The 18,394-nt window shown below is 46.2% G+C and carries 14 protein-coding genes; 9 read left to right on the top strand and 5 right to left on the bottom strand.

What is annotated here, in order from left to right; all coding sequences use genetic code 11:
* The 3 genes from BUA14_RS16155 to BUA14_RS16145 form a co-directional block, all read right to left on the bottom strand.
* Window positions 1–1,188, bottom strand: coding sequence for a glycosyltransferase family 4 protein (locus BUA14_RS16155; RefSeq protein WP_072773559.1), 1,188 nt, complete (start codon window positions 1,186–1,188; stop codon window positions 1–3).
* Window positions 1,189–1,207: 19 nt separating this feature from the next.
* A complete protein-coding gene (locus BUA14_RS16150) occupies window positions 1,208–2,551 on the bottom strand; it encodes an O-antigen ligase family protein (RefSeq protein ID WP_072773558.1) in 1,344 nt (447 codons plus the stop codon).
* Between the two features lie 97 nt (window positions 2,552–2,648).
* A complete protein-coding gene (locus tag BUA14_RS16145) occupies window positions 2,649–3,761 on the bottom strand; it encodes a DegT/DnrJ/EryC1/StrS family aminotransferase (RefSeq protein ID WP_072773557.1) in 1,113 nt (370 codons plus the stop codon).
* Between the two features lie 163 nt (window positions 3,762–3,924).
* Between BUA14_RS16145 and relB the strand changes: the two genes are divergently transcribed.
* Both relB and BUA14_RS16135 read left to right on the top strand, forming a co-directional pair.
* Window positions 3,925–4,149, top strand: a complete 225-nt coding sequence (gene relB / locus BUA14_RS16140) for a type II toxin-antitoxin system RelB family antitoxin (protein ID WP_427846696.1) — start codon at window positions 3,925–3,927, stop codon at window positions 4,147–4,149.
* Entirely contained in the window at window positions 4,149–4,418 is a 270-nt protein-coding gene (locus tag BUA14_RS16135; RefSeq protein WP_178371713.1) for a type II toxin-antitoxin system RelE family toxin, read from the top strand. Before relB ends, BUA14_RS16135 begins: the two co-directional genes overlap by 1 nt.
* Window positions 4,419–4,485: 67 nt before the next feature.
* On the opposite strand, the gene BUA14_RS16130 is transcribed toward BUA14_RS16135, so the two are convergent.
* On the bottom strand, window positions 4,486–6,552 hold the full coding sequence (locus tag BUA14_RS16130; protein WP_072773554.1) for a cell wall-binding repeat-containing protein: 2,067 nt from the start codon (window positions 6,550–6,552) through the stop codon (window positions 4,486–4,488).
* Between the two features lie 364 nt (window positions 6,553–6,916).
* Entirely contained in the window at window positions 6,917–8,068 is a 1,152-nt protein-coding gene (locus BUA14_RS16125) for a Fic family protein (protein WP_072773553.1), read from the bottom strand.
* A 535-nt stretch (window positions 8,069–8,603) separates the two neighbouring features.
* Here BUA14_RS16125 and BUA14_RS16120 point away from each other — a divergent pair.
* From BUA14_RS16120 to BUA14_RS27990, 7 genes are all read left to right on the top strand, one after another.
* Window positions 8,604–8,816 (top strand): hypothetical protein, encoded by a 213-nt coding sequence (locus BUA14_RS16120; protein ID WP_015945260.1) that lies wholly within the window; start codon window positions 8,604–8,606, stop codon window positions 8,814–8,816.
* Window positions 8,817–8,916: 100 nt separating this feature from the next.
* The gene (locus BUA14_RS27995) at window positions 8,917–9,084 is read left to right on the top strand and encodes a hypothetical protein (RefSeq protein ID WP_015945259.1); all 168 of its coding nucleotides are present in this window, start codon (window positions 8,917–8,919) and stop codon (window positions 9,082–9,084) included.
* Between the two features lie 384 nt (window positions 9,085–9,468).
* On the top strand, window positions 9,469–11,094 hold the full coding sequence (locus BUA14_RS16115; protein ID WP_072773552.1) for an N-acetylmuramoyl-L-alanine amidase: 1,626 nt from the start codon (window positions 9,469–9,471) through the stop codon (window positions 11,092–11,094).
* Window positions 11,095–11,570: 476 nt separating this feature from the next.
* On the top strand, window positions 11,571–15,335 hold the full coding sequence (locus tag BUA14_RS16110) for a cell wall-binding repeat-containing protein (protein WP_072773551.1): 3,765 nt from the start codon (window positions 11,571–11,573) through the stop codon (window positions 15,333–15,335).
* An 82-nt stretch (window positions 15,336–15,417) separates the two neighbouring features.
* On the top strand, window positions 15,418–17,343 hold the full coding sequence (locus tag BUA14_RS16105; RefSeq protein WP_072773550.1) for an Ig-like domain-containing protein: 1,926 nt from the start codon (window positions 15,418–15,420) through the stop codon (window positions 17,341–17,343).
* 258 nt (window positions 17,344–17,601) lie between these two features.
* Complete coding sequence (locus BUA14_RS16100) at window positions 17,602–18,027, top strand: transposase (RefSeq protein WP_072773549.1); 426 nt, start codon at window positions 17,602–17,604, stop codon at window positions 18,025–18,027.
* An 81-nt stretch (window positions 18,028–18,108) separates the two neighbouring features.
* Complete coding sequence (locus BUA14_RS27990; RefSeq protein ID WP_178371712.1) at window positions 18,109–18,264, top strand: hypothetical protein; 156 nt, start codon at window positions 18,109–18,111, stop codon at window positions 18,262–18,264.
* Window positions 18,265–18,394: the final 130 nt, after the last annotated feature.

Here is an 18,394-nt window from a genome sequence, read left to right as displayed (position 1 = left end):
TTACCTCCCTAACAAACTCCTATACAGCTCAATCGTCCTCGCCGCATTATGCTCCCAGGTAAAGCCTGCCAGAACCGTAGCCTTACCGGCTTCAGCCAATCTCCGAGCGTAGTCGGGAGACTTCAGGAGAGACTCCAGGGCTTCCGCCAGGTCCTCCACCTCATGAGGGCGGACGAGCAGTCCGTTTATTCCAGGGTCGATGACGTCCTCGATTCCTTCTCCCTTGACTCCTATGACCGGAATCCCCAAGGACATGGCTTCGATATAGACCACGCCGAAGCCCTCCTGCCAGCTGGGCAGGCAGAAGATATCCGCCTGGGCCATCTCCTGGAGAGCTTCCCGGTGGGGGAGTTTTCCCAGGAAGAATACATGGTTGCCCAGATCCAGACTCTCTGCCAGGGCTTCTAAATTCTTGCGTTCCTCCCCGTCTCCTACGATTCTGTAGGTCAGGTTAGGATAGGTTTTCACCAAAGAGGCCAGGGCTCGGAGGTTCAGATCGATTCCCTTGGTCTTTTTGAGGTTAGAGACACTAAGGATGGTAATTTGATCCCGGGCTCTGGATCTGCTCACTTCGGCCCGGTCAATCTCGGCAAGATGGATGCCATTATTAATGACCTGGATTTTAGGATAGTAAGGCTCATCCTTAACCAGGTTTTTCAATTTGGTGCTGACGGTAATCACGCTGTCCGTACCCAGCAAGACTTCCTGCAGCCTCTTCCGGCAGGAAGGTCCTTTATGTAAAGTGGATTGAAAATCCTGCCCATGGATGGTGACCACTCCAGGAACGGGAAACTCTTTTTTCAGGCCATAAGCGGCATGTCCATCAGGCAAAGCGACATGGGCATGGATCAGATCGAAGGGAAACTCTTTACCAATAGTTTTAACCAGATTTCTCAGGCCCAGATACATCAAAGCCCCGGAATGCTCCAAAAGGTAAGAACGGGGGAATTCCGGGTATCTGGGATAGAACACCTCAATCCCATCCACTCTGTCCTTTGCAGGCATGGAAGCGTAAGCCTGCCATTTTTTTTTCAACACAGGAAGAGGCCAAGGGGCATAGGGGACGGGAGAAATGACTTTGACCTCACAGCCTCCTGCCACTAAAGCCTTGACCTGCTCATGAACGAAAATTCCGTAAGTAGGATTTTGGGTTGAAGGATACATATGGGAGATGACTAAGATCTTCATGATGGAACCTCAGGCTTCTTTAAAGTAATCCGCGTCGTCTTTTCAGGGAATTGTAGACCAGTCCGATGGTAATGGAAAAGAGAGTCATAAGTTGGAGATTGTAGAATATACCGGCCATAAAATTATAGACAAAGATGGAGGGCAGGACGGCCACATAGGCCGCGATCAGTTGCGAAGGCAGATCGTAAGAGCGTCCGTGCACCAGCATCTGACTTTGTCTTCTCAGATGCATAAACCCTTTGATAAAGGGCAGGAGGAAGAAACTCAGATAAACCGCCAGCCCGACAAAACCATAGCGTCTGGAGAAGAGGGCATATTCATTATCCACCAGGGTGGTCATGACATACTTCTGGGTACCCCAGCCCAAAATCGGCGATTGGGAGATGCTTCCCACGGCGACTCCCCAACGATCCATATGCCCTTGGAAAGAAGTGCTGTTGGAGAAATTAAGCCCCTCGGTAAGCCGGTAGAAGAAATCCCCGGAAGCCGTGGCAAAAAGGATGATAGTCAGCAAGAACAAGGCCCCTATTTTGATCAGGACCTCTTTACTGCGATGGTGATAGAAAAAGGCCCATGCACACAGAATGATATAAAGCAAAGCAATGCCAAAGAGAGCCGTGCGGGAAATCGTAAGAAACTCCAGTTTGATGACCAGGCCGATAAGAACAAAGATCAGCCAGGGGAATCTGCCCTGATGTTCCCCGAAGAAATAGCGAACAGTGAGATAAGACAGGGTAATCACCGTAAAGATACCGAAGACGTTAGGATTGTCAAAAGTCCCCAGAACCCGGGCCGGGTTACCCAGAATCAGGGTATCCCAGTGCAGGGGGTTGAAGAAAGGGGAGATCCAAGTATTCATATTAAATAAATTGAAATGCTGTCCCCAGCCAAAGAGGATGAGAAACCCTAAGGCTCCTAAGAAGACGTTCTTAAGGAAACCGAACTCGCCTTCTTGCAAGTCAATGGACAGAACAAGGGTGATCACCAGAAAATGTTTAAAGAAAGTGACCAGTTCCATCACGTCTCTTAAGCCGTAGTAGCCGGCTCCCAGAATCACCACGCCATAAAAATTGGAAATGGCATAGGAAAGGGTAAGAAGCCCCCAAAGGATCAGAACCCATTTGAGTACCGGCTGCTGTGCCCGAAGCTCTTCCCGGACATCAGGTGAGAAACGAAACCCCCTGGCTATAAAGGCTAAGAAATTTAAGCCAAAGATTCCGAATAAAAGCACCTCATCCACCCGGATATTGGGTAAAGAAGGGTGAACTTCAAAGGAGGGGAGAAGCATCGCTGATAGCATCACCAGTACCAGTAAAATCAAACGACTCTCATTGCGTCGGGTCAGTCCATTATTCCAAAACATAGGGGCCTCCTCAAATGCTTACTTATTTTGCATCTATCTAATCAACAAACCTCGTATTCCAGTTATTAATTTACCCTAAACAAAAAATATCATGAACTCAGCCTAACATCTTTAACAGGATGACCGCAATTTCCTCCTGCTGTTGCTGAGTTAATTCCGGATAACAGGGAACAGCCAGGGCTTGCTTACAAGCTTCTTCGGCGATGGGGAAATCCCCGGCCTGGTAGCCCAGATAGGCTAAGGCTTTCTGCAGATGCAGGGGCACCGGATAATAGACAGCATTGGCCACGCCCCTATCTGTTAAAGCAGCCATAAGCTTCTCCCGCTGTGTCGTCCGCACTACATAAAGATGGAAAACATGCTTATTATTCACATCCGTAAAGGGGAGGATGACCTTATGAGCATCTGCCAAAGGAGCCAGCAGTTGATGATAGACAGCGGCCTTTTCAGCCCGGATCTGATTCCATTGATCGATGTAACGGAACTTAACCCGGAGGATAGCTGCCTGCAGTTCATCAAGACGGCTGTTATACCCGATCTCATCATGATAATACTTGGTCTTGCAGCCATGAAAACGCAGCATGCGGGCATCCTCGGCTAAAGCATCGTCATTGGTGACGATCATCCCGCCGTCACCATACCCTCCTAAATTCTTGGTGGGGAAAAAGCTGAAGGTTCCCGCATCCCCTAGAGCTCCGGCTTTATGTCCTTTATATTCTGCCCCTATGGCTTGTGCCGCATCCTCGATCACTTTTAACTGATGTTTTTGAGCCAAAGCTAGGATAGGATCCATATCCGCCATCTGGCCAAAGATATGGACAGGGATAATTCCCTTGGTTCGTGGGGTTATCTTTTCCTCCAGCTTAGCCGCATCCATATTCAAGGTACGGGGATCCACATCTACGAACACCGGCGTAGCACCCACTTGAGCGATGGCTTCTGCAGAAGCAAAAAAGGTGAAGGGGCTGGTGATTACTTCATCGCCAGGGGCTATGCCACAGGCTTTTAAGGCAATCACCAAAGCATCGGTGCCGTTGCCTACAGCTATGGCATGCTTGGTCCCGCAGTACAGGGCCATCTCTTCCTCAAAACGCTTCATCTCGGGACCGAAAATAAATTTGCTGGAATCCAGAACCGCCAGGACGGCCTGATCTATTTCCTCTTTAATAGAAAGATATTGAGCCTTCAAATCCAACAGGGGAATAGACATAGTATTCTTCCTTTCATCATATAATGTCTAATACGTTAAAAATTCTACACTTAAGGGTACAACGAAAAAGGGCATATTTCAAGGCGTGAGCCAGGATTTTTAGTTCATTGACAAATGACTCATGAGTGTAATACTATGTATTACAAGAAGAAAGGAGGTCAGCATGATGACTATTTCGATTAGGCTTAGTCCTGCTGAAGCAGAGCTTATCAAGGGATATGCAAAAATGAAAAATCAAAGCGTCTCGGATGTGATGAGAAAGGCAATCCTTGAACAAATAGAAGACGAATATGATCTTGAGCTGTATGAAAAAGCAATGACAGAATACCTAAAAGATCCTGTGACCTATTCCCTAGATGAAGTTGAAAAGGAATTGGGTATTCGCTGATGTACAAGGTTGCTTTTACTGAAGAAGCGAAAAAGAACCTTAAGAAGCTGGATAAACCTATTGCCCTCCTTATTCTAGCCTGGATACGCAAACATTTGGAGGGGTGTGAAAATCCACGCCAGCAAGGAAAGGCACTTAAGGGTAATTTGGACCATAAGTGGCGATATCGGATAGGTGACTATCGTTTGCTTGCAGAAATAAATGACCGTCAAATCACTATACTCATCGTGGCTGTAGGCCATCGTAAAGAAGTTTATAAAAAGCAATAGCACAAAGGGAGTGTCCAGCTGCTGTGAAGCAGCCAACGACACTCCCTTATCTATTTGGATTATCTTCCTAGCGCAGATGCTGATTGAGCAGTGGAAACAGGCCTTCAGCCGTATTCTCATCCACCCAGCCCATAGCCCAGGGGCCTACTCCGGCCAGTCCGAATTCATTGATGATGGAGAGCTTGGCATTCCAGCTGGTATAATCATCGAAGAATACGGTGTGCTCCACACCCTTCTCATCGGTATACTTAAAGGTCGGTGTCCCTACAGGATCTGCATCATTGTATTTGGAGTAGGTGATAGTTGCGCCATAGGAGTCGGCGAGCTCTAAAGCCTTGGAATAGCCGAAGGCTGTAGAATTGTAGGTGGGATTGCCATTGGCATCTTTGCCGTCAACCACCCAATCCCGTCCGTAATAAGGAATCCCCATCAGAACCTTGCTCATGTCTACCCCTTGATCTTGGATATAGGTCAGAACCTGCTTAATCCAAGGATAAGGGGCGATGGGTCCGGGAGCGGAAGTCCGATAATGATGATCATAGGTCATGACATGGAGATAATCCACAGCATGAGAAAGAGCTTCATAATCATAGGCATCCAGCCAGTACTGAGAAGAAGACATGCGGGGCATGACCGCCATGACTACCAGCTTATTCATAGACTGTAACTCAGAGTGGAGGGATTCCATAAAGGTGGTCAAATCGTTTCTTACCCCATCATAAGGATCCTTGGCATCCCCGTAATCCAAAGGAGTCTCAAAATCGATGACCACTCCGTCGGCATTGGTATTCTTAAGCAGAACCACGATCTCGCCGATCAGCTTTTCCTGGGCAGCCGGGCTTTTCAAGAGGGTATTCAGGGTTGCCCCGCTGCCATTGATCAGAGGCAGAACTTTCATACCCAGCCCGTGGGCCATATTGGTCAGTTGCTTATAATTGCTGGAGCCTTCGTCCCATACCAGCTTCAAGCTTCCGTCCGTACCGATGGAACCGCGCCAGTTCGGGGACACATAGTCCACATAATCTGTAGCCTTGCCGGGAATCAAGGAAAGTTGACGAAGATAGGTCTCATAGCTGGCATAACCGTCCCAGTATTGGAGGGAAATCTTTGGATTCACATTCCCTGTGCGAATAATGCTTTCCATGCCATAGCTGATCACTCCCCAGCCACCCAGCAGAGTGAAGGAGGCTCCCTCGTCACGGCGGCTGCCCAGGTAGCTCATGCCTTCTTCGCTGAAGGCCTTGGGTGGGGCTAAGACGATGGGGTGATTGTTCTGTGCTGCCAGGGCCGCTCCTGCCAAGGCATCCGGGAATTTCGCCCCTGTAGCGATATAGACAGCCTCTGTGTTGAAGCTTAAGCTGTTGAGTATTTCCAGATTGGTTCCATAGCGGTCCGCGCCGGACAGACGATCCACGGTATAGTCCAGACCCTCCAGCTGCGCCTTCACTTCAGGAAGGATGACTCCCTCCCCGCCGATTAAAGTCACTTCGGAGACGCCCAGGGCTTGCAGAGTTTCCAGAGTCACCTCAGGAACAGATTTCTTCTCTGTTAAAAGTAACGGAATTCCCTGCGCGGCAGCGTAAGAGGAGATGCTTAAGGCATCGGGAAAATCACTGCCGGAAGCCAGGAAAACTTTTTCGGACTGAGGAACGGCTGCTTTAGCGATTTCACCGGCCGTCCCATAACGATTAGTTCCCTCAAGTCGTTCTACGGTTAAGCCTTGATCGGCCAGGGTGCTCTCGACTTTCTCGGATACGGCGCCCGGGCTGCCCAGGATATAGACCTTAGTGGCCCCCAGACGTTGGATTTCTTCCAGCACACCTTCGCTTAACTGAGCGGTCTCGGTCAGGAGAAGCGGGCCATTGACCAAGGAGCTCTTGGCCAACACCACACCGGCCAGAGCGTCAGGAAAATCATCCCCCCGGGCCAGAACCACCGCCTCGGCATAATTCCAGCCTGATTGGGAAACTTGAATAGCTGTATCATAACGGGAATTCCCCGCAAGACGCAACGGCTGGGTCAGGGAGGTTTCCGCTTTAACTTCCTCTGGTATTGTGGGAGTAAACATGGGACTTGTGAATAAAAGGGTGAATGCCGTCAGAGTCACAACGGCTGTTTTGATTCTCTTTTTCATCGTTCTCTCCTTCCCTACTTCTCATCCGGCCCGACTAAGCTTCAAATCAGCTTGTGAACCCGGCTTACCCACCTATTGATCAACATTCTAAGCGTAATAATTAATAGGATTAATAGGCAAAGTCTTTAAACATAGACTACAGCAGACCACAAAATCTGACATGTTTTTGGATACTTGAAAATAATTCGTGACAAAAGGTCAAATACCTTGTAGAAATAACAGGGAAATCCAAAAGTTAATAAATTATTAACATCTACGCCAGGGTTTTCTAGAAAATAGCCCCTAGCCCGAAAACCGTGAAATAATTGGGCTTGAAAAAAAGCACCTGAATAAACAGATGCTTTCATAAATTGTTCTTTTCATTTTAGGTATCTTTACGCAGTATCTCCAGATACTCTTCATAAGCAAATACCCGACTTCTGCGGACATTCTCGGTTTGCTTTAGTATTCCCAATTCAACAAGCTTGTTAACAGCATTGGACACTGTATTAAAAGAAAGTTCCAATGCTAGACTGGTTTTTTTTATGTCGATAATCGGACTGCTTTCAAGATAATTGAATACCTTCATGATAGTTTTTGAAGCTTTTCCAGTGTTTTTTACAACTTCAACATTTTTATAATGCAGCTTGATTATCCTTTCAATGGTATCAATTGCATCCTGAGCTGACTCATAGGCCGCTAAAAGAAAGAATTTCAGCCATTGCTCAAAATTACCTTTCGATCTAACCTCTGTCAATCGGTCATAATACTCAATTCTGTTTCTCTTTAAAAAATAAGATATATATAAAGTCTCATGACGCAATAGGTTTTGGTTAATCAGATAAAGTGCAATGAGAAGCCGGCCTATTCTGCCGTTACCATCTAAAAATGGGTGGATGGTTTCAAACTGATAGTGAATCAAAGCTATTTTAATTAATGGATCAAGCTCATCCTCGCTGTTTATAAATTTTTCAAGGTCAGACATCGCCTCAAGCATGTCTTCAGGATGGGGAGGAATGTACCTTGCATCCCTTAAGGTGCTGCCTGCCGGTCCAATCCAGTTTTGGCTACTCCTGAATTCACCGGGGCTTTTTTCTCCATCTCGTACGTCCTGCATGAGTATCTCGTGAATTTCCTTAAGCAGGCGATTGCATAATGGAAGTTCAGCAAGCCGTGCTGAGCCATACTGCGAGGCCTTGATATAGTTGATGACATCGGCGACATTCTGGTTGGTGTTTTCCTCAATGTTCGGGTCAAGTATATCATCCAGTGTCGCCTGAGTACCTTCAATTTGCGAAGACAGCAAGGCTTCCTTGCGTACATACATAGAAACAAACAGATCAATATCAGGAATCTGTCTTGACATGCCTTCTAAAATACCGATGCTGCGGTTAGCCTTAGCAAGCAGCTTAATAGTTTCTTCATCAAGCTCAATGGGCGGACTTGGCGGCAATGGATAAGGTAAAAAGGATCGATATTGAAGCTCACCGGTTAAATTTGTTCTATATTCGCCAGCACGGTTTTTCATGCTTCCCATCTCCTAAAATGAAATTACTGTCTTCAAAATAGCACAGTTATTTCACTTTATCAATCAAAATGAAATAACGCCATGGTTTCGACATCCTTATTTCATTTTACCCGTAATAAGCAATTGGCAAACATTTCGTGACAAAAGGCCAAATACCTTGTAGAAATAACAGGGAAATCCAAAAGTTAATAAATTCTTAATATCTAGGCCTGGAGCTTATATGGAAAAGCATCTAAAACAAGGAGGTGTTAGAAATCTAACTTTTTTGAGAATATCTGGTATACTATAATTAGCATCAATTGAGTTCTTACGACGCTTGGAGTATAATAATCATAGGAGGATGTGTGTCCATGAAAATCTATTTGGACAACTGCTGCCTTAACCGCCCCTTTCAAGGCCTACGATGCGCTCCATTTGGCAAGCGCGGAGGCAGGTGGCGTTGATATTTTTCTCACCACTGATCGCAAGCTGATTAACGCAGCGATCCGCTCAGACGCAAATGTGAAAGTAAAAAATCCCTTGATATGGCTGACGGAGGTGCTATATGATGAACAGTAATTTAAACTCCATCCAGGAAGAGGGCTTTCGTCTTTTGGTAAACGGCCTGGGTACGGCGGGAGCAGTGAATTTCCTAAGGCAGTTCGATAGCGGAAGCGGCAACTACACCGAAGAACGCACGAAACTGCTTGAAGGCGCAACGATTGATGAAATTGCTGCCCGAATACAAAGTCGCAAAGGACTGGGCGGCAAGTTGTGAGCGTCAAACCCAAATCACGTTTAGACAAATAGCTTATGTACCTGTGAAACCTAATAATAGTGTCTATTCCTAGGACTTTAACTGTTGGGGAGGGATCTTTGTGCTGGCTGAGGACAAACTTCGCGAAGAAGCATTAACAAACCCTTTGTACGATGACGAGGAGCTGACAGAAGAAGATAAGGCTGCCATTGCTCAGGGTAAGGAAGACATAAAAGCCGGTAAGATCCATAGCTTAGATGAGATCAAGAGACAGTTAGGTGACCTATGAATATAGTCATTACTACCTTATATACTCTTAGAGTTCTTCACCGCAGGGAAGTCTACGATAGATAATGATCGAGGGAAGGTCTCCCTCGATAAAGTTAGAGAAATCTGGTCGCTCATGAGAGTGGCCAGGTTTCTTCATGTTAATTGTGCAATTTGCAAATACCTTGTAGAAAGACAGGGAAATCCCAAAGTTTATAAATTCTTAACATCTATAAGAGGAAGAAAAGTTTATTTTTTTCTGTCTATGTAATTAAGGACAGGTCGGCTTTTATAACCGGACTTATAATATGAAAGAAGTCTCATTAAATGGTCAGAATTTCCAGGAGGATTAAAGTGAAACCTGTCGAAAGTCCCAAGGATACCAAGTTAGCAAGGAGGGTTTTCTGTGTGGCCACGACGAAACAAATGGAGCCTGGTCCTGGGTGCTGTCTTCAGCTTTTGGCTGATGGGGCAAGCCAGTGTTAATGCCGCTCCCTTAACGGCAGAGGTAACGCGCATCTATGGAGAGACACGCATCGAGACAGCCATACGGATTGCTCAAGAAGGTTGGAACGAGGCGAATACTGTAATCTTAGCCCGCTACGATGATTTTCCGGACTCCTTAGTCTCGGTGCCCCTTTCCAAGCGTTATGACGCTCCCATTCTCCTGACGGCCTCTAAAGGCTTGGATGAAGGAGTCCTGGCGGAAATCAAGCGGCTCGGAGCCCAGCATGTGATTCTTTTAGGGGGCACAGGTGTTATGGGAAATCCCATTACCAAGGCTTTGGAAAAAGAGGACCTGACTTGGGAAAGAATCGGGGGCGCCGATCGTTATGAGACCGCAGCTCTGGTGGCGGATCGCTTAGGCGGCAACGGTCAGGTAATTCTCACCAGCGGGGAGAACTTTCCTGATGCTCTGGCTATCGGCCCTTATGCGGGAATGACCGAAACTCCCCTCTTGCTTACCAAAGCCAAAGACCTTCCCGAAGTCACCCGTCAGAAGCTGGTGGACTTGGGGGCTTATCAACTGAATCAGGAGACGGAAGCCGTAACCAAGACCACAGTGGTCGGGGGCGAAAAAGCGATTTCTCCGGAAGCAGTGGCCGGACTGACGGGAATGACCCGTATTGCGGGAGATAACCGGTATGAAACAGCGGCCAAAGCTTTCTGGTTTACTCAAGAGGAATTTGGATCAGACTTTGCGTCTGAATCCCAGAGAACTTTTCTAGTGACAGGGGAGAATTTCCCTGATGCTCTGGTGACAGGAGCCTTGGCTGTTAAACAAAATGCTTACTTATTTATGGCCTATCAGGAAGACTTACCGGCGGTGACCTACTCGGCTCTGGGCAATGCGGCAACAGGTCAGTTGCTGGTTACCATCATCGGCGGGGAAACCGTGCTTTCCGAACGGGTTAAAGGGATCGTGGAAGGAAGTATACAACCTCCCTACCTCCTGGCGGGACTCACCGTCGTAGTGGACCCGGGACATGGAGGCAAGGACCCGGGGGCGTCGGGTCCCGGCGGGTCTCATGAAAAGAATTCCACCCTGCCGGTGGGACTTTACCTAGCGGATCTTTTGCGGCAAGCCGGGGCGAAAGTTGTCATGACCAGGACCGGAGATACCTCCCCCGCCGGTGTTAACTATACAGAATTAAAAGATTTACAAGCCAGAGTAAAAATAGCGAATCAGATTCCGGCCGATCTCTACGTCTCTATACATAACGATGCCTTTTCCAACCCGGAAGCCGGTGGGGTGACCACCTACGTCTCCGCAGAAAATCCTAAAGCCGAGGAGGGAAGAAAACTTGCTTCCGCTGTTCAGCAAGAAGTGATTAAGCAGGTGGGGCTCCAGGATCGCAAGGTGAAGACCGCTAATTTTTACGTGATCAAGAATACCACCATGCCGGCCATCCTTGTTGAATTAGGCTTTATCTCCAATCCGGTGGAAGAGAAGCTCATCAATGATCCGGAATTTCAGAGAAAATCTGCTCTGGGAATTTACCGGGGAATTCTCATTCACAGGGGATATTAGCTCAAAAAAACGGCAATTAAGAAAAAGTTAATAAAAAAGTTTACAAAGGGTCTGGAAAAACGCTTCGTTTTTAGTTAGAATTTAAACATGCGCTCGTATAATTCTAAACTCCAAGACTTTCTAAGATTTTCTAAGAAATTTTTTTGGATAGTTGCAGGAATATTAAATCCAGCATCGAATAGTTTATTACGAGTGTAGAAACTGTGAAAGGTTTCTTCATTAGTTCTGTCTAAAGGGTAAGCCACCCGCGAGGCGTAAGCTTCTCAGGGGGGACGCCCCCTTTAAGGGGTGGGATGCCTTTAGATATTGCGCAATGTCTAAAGATTTGCGGCTTATTTAAGGGGGTGAGTGACGACCACTGATCAGCAAAGGTGAGGAGTCTGGCACAGAGCTTCTTAATTAAAAAACGAACATGACCGCCGTGACTCCGGAAGACAAAAAACGTTACCACAAGAATGAGAGGAGAAATTCACTACATGAAGAAGACTAAAAAGGCTTTAGCCTCCTTAGCTATCGCCGGTATGGTATTGTCAATGGCCCCGATCAGCGTATTTGCTGCTGACGAGGATACCCGTCTTGCCGGTGCCGACAGATACCTAACCTCGATCAAAATTGCAGAAAAAGCGTATGCTTCTGCAGATACCGCAGTTGTTGCTGCCGGTAACCCCAATAACCTCGTTGACGCTCTTGCTGCAGCTCCCCTGGCAGCTCAAGAAGACGCTCCGATCTACCTGACCGATAAAGCTGACATGAATGACGATGTCGTCAAATCCATGAAAGCTCTCGGCGTTGACAAAGTCATCGTAGTTGGTGCTGCTGCCAGCAAAGCTGTTGTTGACGAACTGAAAGCTGCCGGCTTCACAGTTGAAGAAGTTAAAGGCGCTGGCCGTGTTGAAACTGCCGAAGCTATCAACGCTAAGCTGACTGCTCCTGCAGGAACCTTCGTTGTAGGTTATGACGGCGTTGCTGACGCTATGTCCGTTGCTTCCTTCGCAGCTGCCAACAACTATGCTATCGTAGTTACTAACCAAAACGGTATGGCTAATGGCACTGTTGAAGCTGACTACATCGTGGGCGGAACCACCCGTGTTAAAGACATTGCCGGTGCAAAACGTCTTGCCGGTGCTGACCGTTACGACACCAACAAACAAGTTATTGCTGAACTCGACTTCGATTTCGGTAAAGTTTATGTTGGTAACGGCCTCACTTTGGCTGACGCTCTTGTCGGTTCTGTGCTTGCTGCACAAACCAATTCCCCGATTGCTTTAACTGACGGAAAAACTGTCAAAGCTGACATCGCTTCCAACTTAGATGCAGACAGCGTTATCGTTGCTCTGGGCGGAACCGCTGCTGTTAGCAACGCAGTAATCGATGCTGTGAAGAATCCTCCTTCCGATGGAGTATTCGCAGTTGATACTGTAAGCGCAGTTGCTGCTGATGTTTTTGCAGTAAACTTTACCAAAGCTCCTGCTGACGCTTCCAAGATTACTTTCGAAGTTAAGCAAGGAACTGCTCCTGTGACTGTCTCCGCTACCTGGGATGGCGCTAAAGCTGCTCTGAAGAAATCCTCCAAGTTCATTGCCGGAACTTACACTGTTGTTGTAAAAGAGGGCGAGAAAGAACTTGCTAACAAGGAAATTACCGTATCCGAGCAAAAAGTGGCTAAGATCGAGATCACTTCCAGCAAACTGGGTGTCGTCAGCAAAACGACAGATAATGAGACCGTTCAAACCGGTTATGCCACCTATAAGGTTTTGGATCAATATGGCGTGGATATAACCAACATGGCTCTGGGACAAAACGTTCAATTCCAAACCGGTGTCGGCTCTATTGAAGCAAGCAAAGGTTTGATCAAAGTTACCCCGTCAACCGGTCTGAACCTTCTGACCTTCAGCGGCGGCGTGGTTATCACCGCTAATGACACAACTTCTGGTGTTTCCACAACCGCTACCTTGGCCACATCTTCCCAAATCGGCACCTTGAGCGATATCGTATTGACTACCTTGACTAATGCTGATGGTAAGGAACTGACCGCCGGGGACAGCACCACGGTGTTCTATCTTGGTTACGAAGCTACCGACCTCAGCGGCAACCCCACAACCAACTATGAGCTGGTCAAGCAAGGGTTGATCTTCCAAGGTGGGGAGAATTCAACGAACCTGACTTCTTCCAGTCCTAATGTGACTGCGGAACTCGTTCAAGATCCCAAGGATTCCACCAAAGCGGCCATCAGAGTCACTGCTTCCGATGAAAGAACTCTGGTGGATCAGCCAGTGATCATCACTGCTATGACTTGGACCGGTAAAAATTCGCAGTTCAATACAACCTTGAAGAAACAAGCCGAAGTTTACACTTTCAACCTGTATGCTCCCGCGGAAGCTATCGCCAGCGGTGAGTCCAAGGAAATCCCCTTTGTGGCTTATGATCAAAACAACGTTCAAATCACTAAGTTCAGCGATTTGGACGGCAAAGTCAAACTTACCGGTGCTTACCTCGATAGAAATGTAGATGGAACGGCTGTTGTTAAGAACGACCGTGTTACAAACAACACCAATTCTTCGATTCCGGCCGTTATCTCCGCATCTGTGATCGAAACCGGTAAATTCAGCACCATCACCATCAATATTCAAAAAACGGTGAAAGCGGATGGGCTGGAGTTTGACTCCAGTGTCGTCAAGACCAATCTCCAAGCCGGCGGTGCCTCCCAAAAAGCCGACTTCGGCTATGACAAAGGCGGCTTCACTGTTAAAGACCAATACGGCAGAGAGATTGACATGACCACGGCTGCCGCCAGTGATTACAAGATCAGAGTAAAATCAGATGCTCCAACTGTCATTAACGCTACTGTTACCGGCGGCGACGCTGATGGCAATCTTACCACTGGTGAGTCTCAAGTCGTCTTCACTTCAGGTGCAGCTGGTTCAACCACTGTTCGTTTCGAGCTGTTAGACGTCAACAATAAAGTAGTTGACAGCAAGTCCCTGACCTTCTCTTCAGTAAAGGATACGGACATCAAGGACTATTCGATTGATGAGTTGTCCAAAGTTGTTTATGGCGGTACTGCCAAGAGAGCGGATAACAACTATACTGATCAGGAAAAAGGCTGGAATGCCAGTCCGAAAGTCTATGGTAAAACTTCTTCCGGAGCTCTTGTTGTTCTGAAAGGAACCCCGGTTGTCAGTGCCAAGAGCACAAGTGGTGACTTCTACGTTTATGGCGGAGCTACTGGTGGCGCTTATGATTCGGTTAAAGTCCTTGCCACGAAGCCTGCGGATCTGGCGAAAACCGGAGCTACCGGAACAATTAGTGTTACCGTTAAGGGAGCTGACGGCTATCTCTATCCGGTCAGCACAGCCATTGAATCCTCCACAGCAGGACCGAAGGCTGAGAGTGTAAGCGTTGAGGTTGCTACCGAACAACCTGGTGTTGAACGAGATAATGATGTGGTTACCCTGACCGCAGATCCAGCCAGCGGCAGAACTATCGCTTCCCTGCTCGGACCTACTCTGGCTAAATTCCAGGCAGACGGTTCCAAAGGAACTCAAAACGTCTACTTCCAGGCAAAAGACCAATACGGCAAAACCGCTTCCAATCTGGCTTACTACAGTCTGCTCAGTGAAGGAACCAGCTTGACGAAGGGTTCAATCGTTACGGTAGCTGCGAACGGAGAGATAAGCGGTACCTTCGTACCTGGAGACTATATCACGGTTTCCGCTACCACAACCACCAACCTGGTCAAAAACGTTAAAATCGTCTTTGCTACAACAGGAACTACTCCTGGCGACACAACTGCTCCGGTGGTAACTGGTGTAGAAGATGGCAAAACCTATTCTGCAGCAGTAACACCTGCAAGCACAGATACTGACATTGCAACTGTTGTCTTGACAAAAGGCGGCACCGCAGTAGATGGGTATGCATTAGGAACTGCTATCTCTGAAAATGGTGCTTATGTTCTGACTGTTACCGACAATGCTGGTAATAAGACAGAAATTAGCTTCACAATCGACAGTGAGAGCAAGGTATTAACAGGTGATTTCCAAGATGTACTGGGTGTTAAGTTCGTAGATGTTACTCTTCCTGCTGGAGTCACAGCTGTAGACGGTGTTGCTAAAGACGGCGTTGCTGTTACAGAAGGAACTGGATACACAGTTGAGGGATCAAAACTGACAATAGTTGATGTGACAGATGCTAATGTAATCACCGTTACGATTGGCGATGACGTATACACTGTTGTTAAATAAGTAAACACACTAGAATCGAAGCTAAGGGATGATTTATCATCCCTTAGCAATAGCATAAAACAATAATCGGAGGAATTAAGCGATGAATAGAAAAAAATTCACTCGTGCAGCGAAGATTGTCACAGCGAGTTTAGTTGCATTCACGATGACAGCTTCACCCGTGTTTGCAGCGACCGGTGATTTGTGGAAAGGCACAACCAATAAAGGTTCAGTTGCACAAATGATTCTCGGGGGCTCTGCTGGGCGGTTAGATTTCGCAACTAACATAGGTCAGTATACTTATGAAGTAGACGGTGTTGGATATGCAGTAGGCGAAGTTGATACTATGTTTAAAGCAAATCCTACCCTATCACCGGCTGAAGTTCAGGCTAAAGTTAAAGCAGAGCTGACAGGTACACCTGTTTCTGATGAACTTGTTGTTGAGTCGGTAAGTGCTATTACCGGTACAGTTGACATAGTAGTGGGACAAAAATTAGAGTTTGCTATCAATAGCGGAACTGAAGCGGCTGATTTGGCCGCTTTAGCAGAAGAAGGGTATACTGTGGAATTCTTAGCTTCAAAAGCAGTTTTCACAGGGGCAAGTTCAACTAGTTCAAATGGAGTGCTAGTTGCTTTAGCAGCAGATACTACTTTTAAATACCAAGTAAAAGTATCAAAGGCTGGTGCAGTAGTAGCTGAATCTGAATTAAAAGAAGTAACAGTACAAGATAAAGCAAATAAAGTTACTTCTATTTCTGCAATTGAACTATATGTGACACAAAACGGTGAAGAGGTTAAAGTCGAAAGTGGTAAATTGGCTACTGGAGATGTAGCTAAAGTTGTAGTAATGGGCAGAACTGCAGCTTTGGCCGCAGATGCTGATGATGCGGACATTACAGCTAAAGTAGGATTATCAACAAGCAAAGTAGCAATAGCTACAGTGGCAACTACTGGTGCCGTAACTCAAACAGGTGCCAAAGGTGATGTCACAATCACAGCAAAGGTCGGAGATATTGTAAATGCAATAACCGTAAACGCTGGAAATACAGCCAGAGCAGTTAATGCTACTAAATCATCAATAGCGCCAGCTAGCTTAGAATTAGCAACTGGAGATTCTGCAGACATCGTAGTATCTCTTAAAGACCAATACGGCGATACTTTTGTAACAGTAGCAGACGCTGTTAAAACAGCAGCAACAAATAATGCTGATGCTGATGTTATAGCTGCGGCAGTTGCAACTTCCACTGTAGAAGATGATCTAACAGTAAAGCTTACATTAGTCGCTCATGCAGCTAATTTCGGTACTGGTAAGGTTGTAGTCAACCATAATGCCACAAAGCTAGGGGAAATTTCATTAACAGTTAAAGCACCTGGTGAAATTGCAGAATACAAATTAGAAACTATTGATAAGAAATATGAGCTAGAGTTGATGGGAGCATCAGCTGCAGTAACATTACAACTATTATTAAATGGATATGATGCAGAAGGGTTATTTGTAGCTCCAACAGTTCCTCTTGCCAATTATTCATTTGAGTCAAGTGACGAAGATGTTGCAGCAGTCGATAATTCAGGCGAAGTAACAGCAGTCGCAACAGGAACAGCAGTTATTAAAATATATGAAACAGCGGACGCATTCAAAACGACCGTAGCAGAAGTGACAGTTATGGTTAAAGATTCCACTCCTTCAATTGCTGATGCAACAGTTGCCACACCAGCAAAAGTTGTTGCAGCAGGCGACATAACACTTGCTGATCTCTTTACAAAAGTAACGGCATTAGATCCAGAAGGTAAAGCGGTGGATGTTAATGCATTCAGCACAGCAGATGTAACTGTAGGAGCACCACCTGTTAAAATCGGGAGTTTCTTAGTTACATCAATTATACCTGCAGGATCAACTATAGAGGCGGATCCAATTGCAAGTGGTAAAATTGCTGTGAGCGGTACGGGGAAAGCAACCATCAACATTGCCTTACTAAATGCTAATGGTGAAATTGTTAAAGATGTAGATGTATTAATAGATATTCAGTAATCTACTCGGAAAAGGGCTTTCGAAGATTTATCTTTGGAAGCCCTTCACTTTTCTTTTCGAAAAACAGACAGTACATTCTCTTGGTGAATACCCGAAAAATGTTTTGTGATCACCCCCATTGTTCTCATAAAACTTTTGCGGAAAGGCATCCTTTTGTGACTAGAAGCGGCAAAAAGACCAAGCGTCTGCTCGAAAATATACTCCATACCTCTTTAAAGCTCAGTTCCGTTAACGCATCAACTTTTGAGAACAGCATCTGTGAAAGCGTGTAAAAGCAGCATATGTGCTCTGCGTAAAAAAATACCTGATACTATGGATAAATCTCAAGTAGAAAAAATCTGTGTCGATGACTTTGCCTTAAAGAAACGGTACTTCCATGACTCTATTATGGTCAATCTGGAAACGCATAAGATTGTTGATATAATTCCCTCAAGGGATGCCCATAATGTCAAGCAATGGCTGGATACCTTTCCGAATATTAAAGTCATATTCAGAGATGGTGATCTTACTTATGCTTCAGCAGCTACAGTGGCCCACTCATCGGCCATCCAAATTAGTGACCGTTTTCGTTTACTGAAGAATCTGGCGGAAGCCGTTGGCAGATATATCATCAGAACATTTCCCTCACGTGTGGAAATGCCATCGGTACACGGGGATTACACCCGAAATGCAGGCTCTTTATGATACAGCTAACCGCTCGTTGCGCATAAAATTTGCTCATCAAAAGGGAAAAGAAGGACTTACCCTAAGCGACATAGCCTTCTTTTGCATTCATCACCAGTAACTATCCGCAAATATCTGGCCATTCCTGAAAACGAAATTCCCGAGGATAAGAAAATAGCTAGAGAACTCCAGCATCAGCTTGCCATAGAGCAAAAACAGAAAGAAGTCGATGAGGCCAGAGAAATGTATTGGCAGTGATATGCTATTGAAAAGATTGGTGTATTGATGCATCGGATCCTTCCTATTCCGTGGTCAACGGTCACTACGATACCCTTATCCCTGGGAAATTGTCACCTTATGAGCAACAGGTTCTTAAACTTAAAAGCCA

The sequence above is a fragment of the Desulfitobacterium chlororespirans DSM 11544 genome (genome assembly GCF_900143285.1).
Taxonomy (GTDB): Bacteria; Bacillota; Desulfitobacteriia; order Desulfitobacteriales; family Desulfitobacteriaceae; genus Desulfitobacterium; species Desulfitobacterium chlororespirans.
Note: the sequence above shows the minus strand (reverse complement) of the source record. Positions and strands in the feature narration are given on the sequence as shown.

Coding starts and splice junctions, on each gene's coding strand:
- BUA14_RS16125 (WP_072773553.1), bottom strand. CDS start 8,068: ATGGGAAGCATGAAAAACCGTGCTGGCGAATATAGAACAAATTTAACC.
- BUA14_RS16135 (WP_178371713.1), top strand. CDS start 4,149: ATGTACAAGGTTGCTTTTACTGAAGAAGCGAAAAAGAACCTTAAGAAG.
- BUA14_RS16120 (WP_015945260.1), top strand. CDS start 8,604: ATGATGAACAGTAATTTAAACTCCATCCAGGAAGAGGGCTTTCGTCTT.
- BUA14_RS16105 (WP_072773550.1), top strand. CDS start 15,418: ATGAATAGAAAAAAATTCACTCGTGCAGCGAAGATTGTCACAGCGAGT.
- BUA14_RS16145 (WP_072773557.1), bottom strand. CDS start 3,761: ATGTCTATTCCCCTGTTGGATTTGAAGGCTCAATATCTTTCTATTAAA.
- BUA14_RS16130 (WP_072773554.1), bottom strand. CDS start 6,552: ATGAAAAAGAGAATCAAAACAGCCGTTGTGACTCTGACGGCATTCACC.
- BUA14_RS16155 (WP_072773559.1), bottom strand. CDS start 1,188: ATGAAGATCTTAGTCATCTCCCATATGTATCCTTCAACCCAAAATCCT.
- BUA14_RS16150 (WP_072773558.1), bottom strand. CDS start 2,551: ATGTTTTGGAATAATGGACTGACCCGACGCAATGAGAGTCGTTTGATT.
- BUA14_RS16110 (WP_072773551.1), top strand. CDS start 11,571: ATGAAGAAGACTAAAAAGGCTTTAGCCTCCTTAGCTATCGCCGGTATG.
- relB (WP_427846696.1), top strand. CDS start 3,925: ATGATGACTATTTCGATTAGGCTTAGTCCTGCTGAAGCAGAGCTTATC.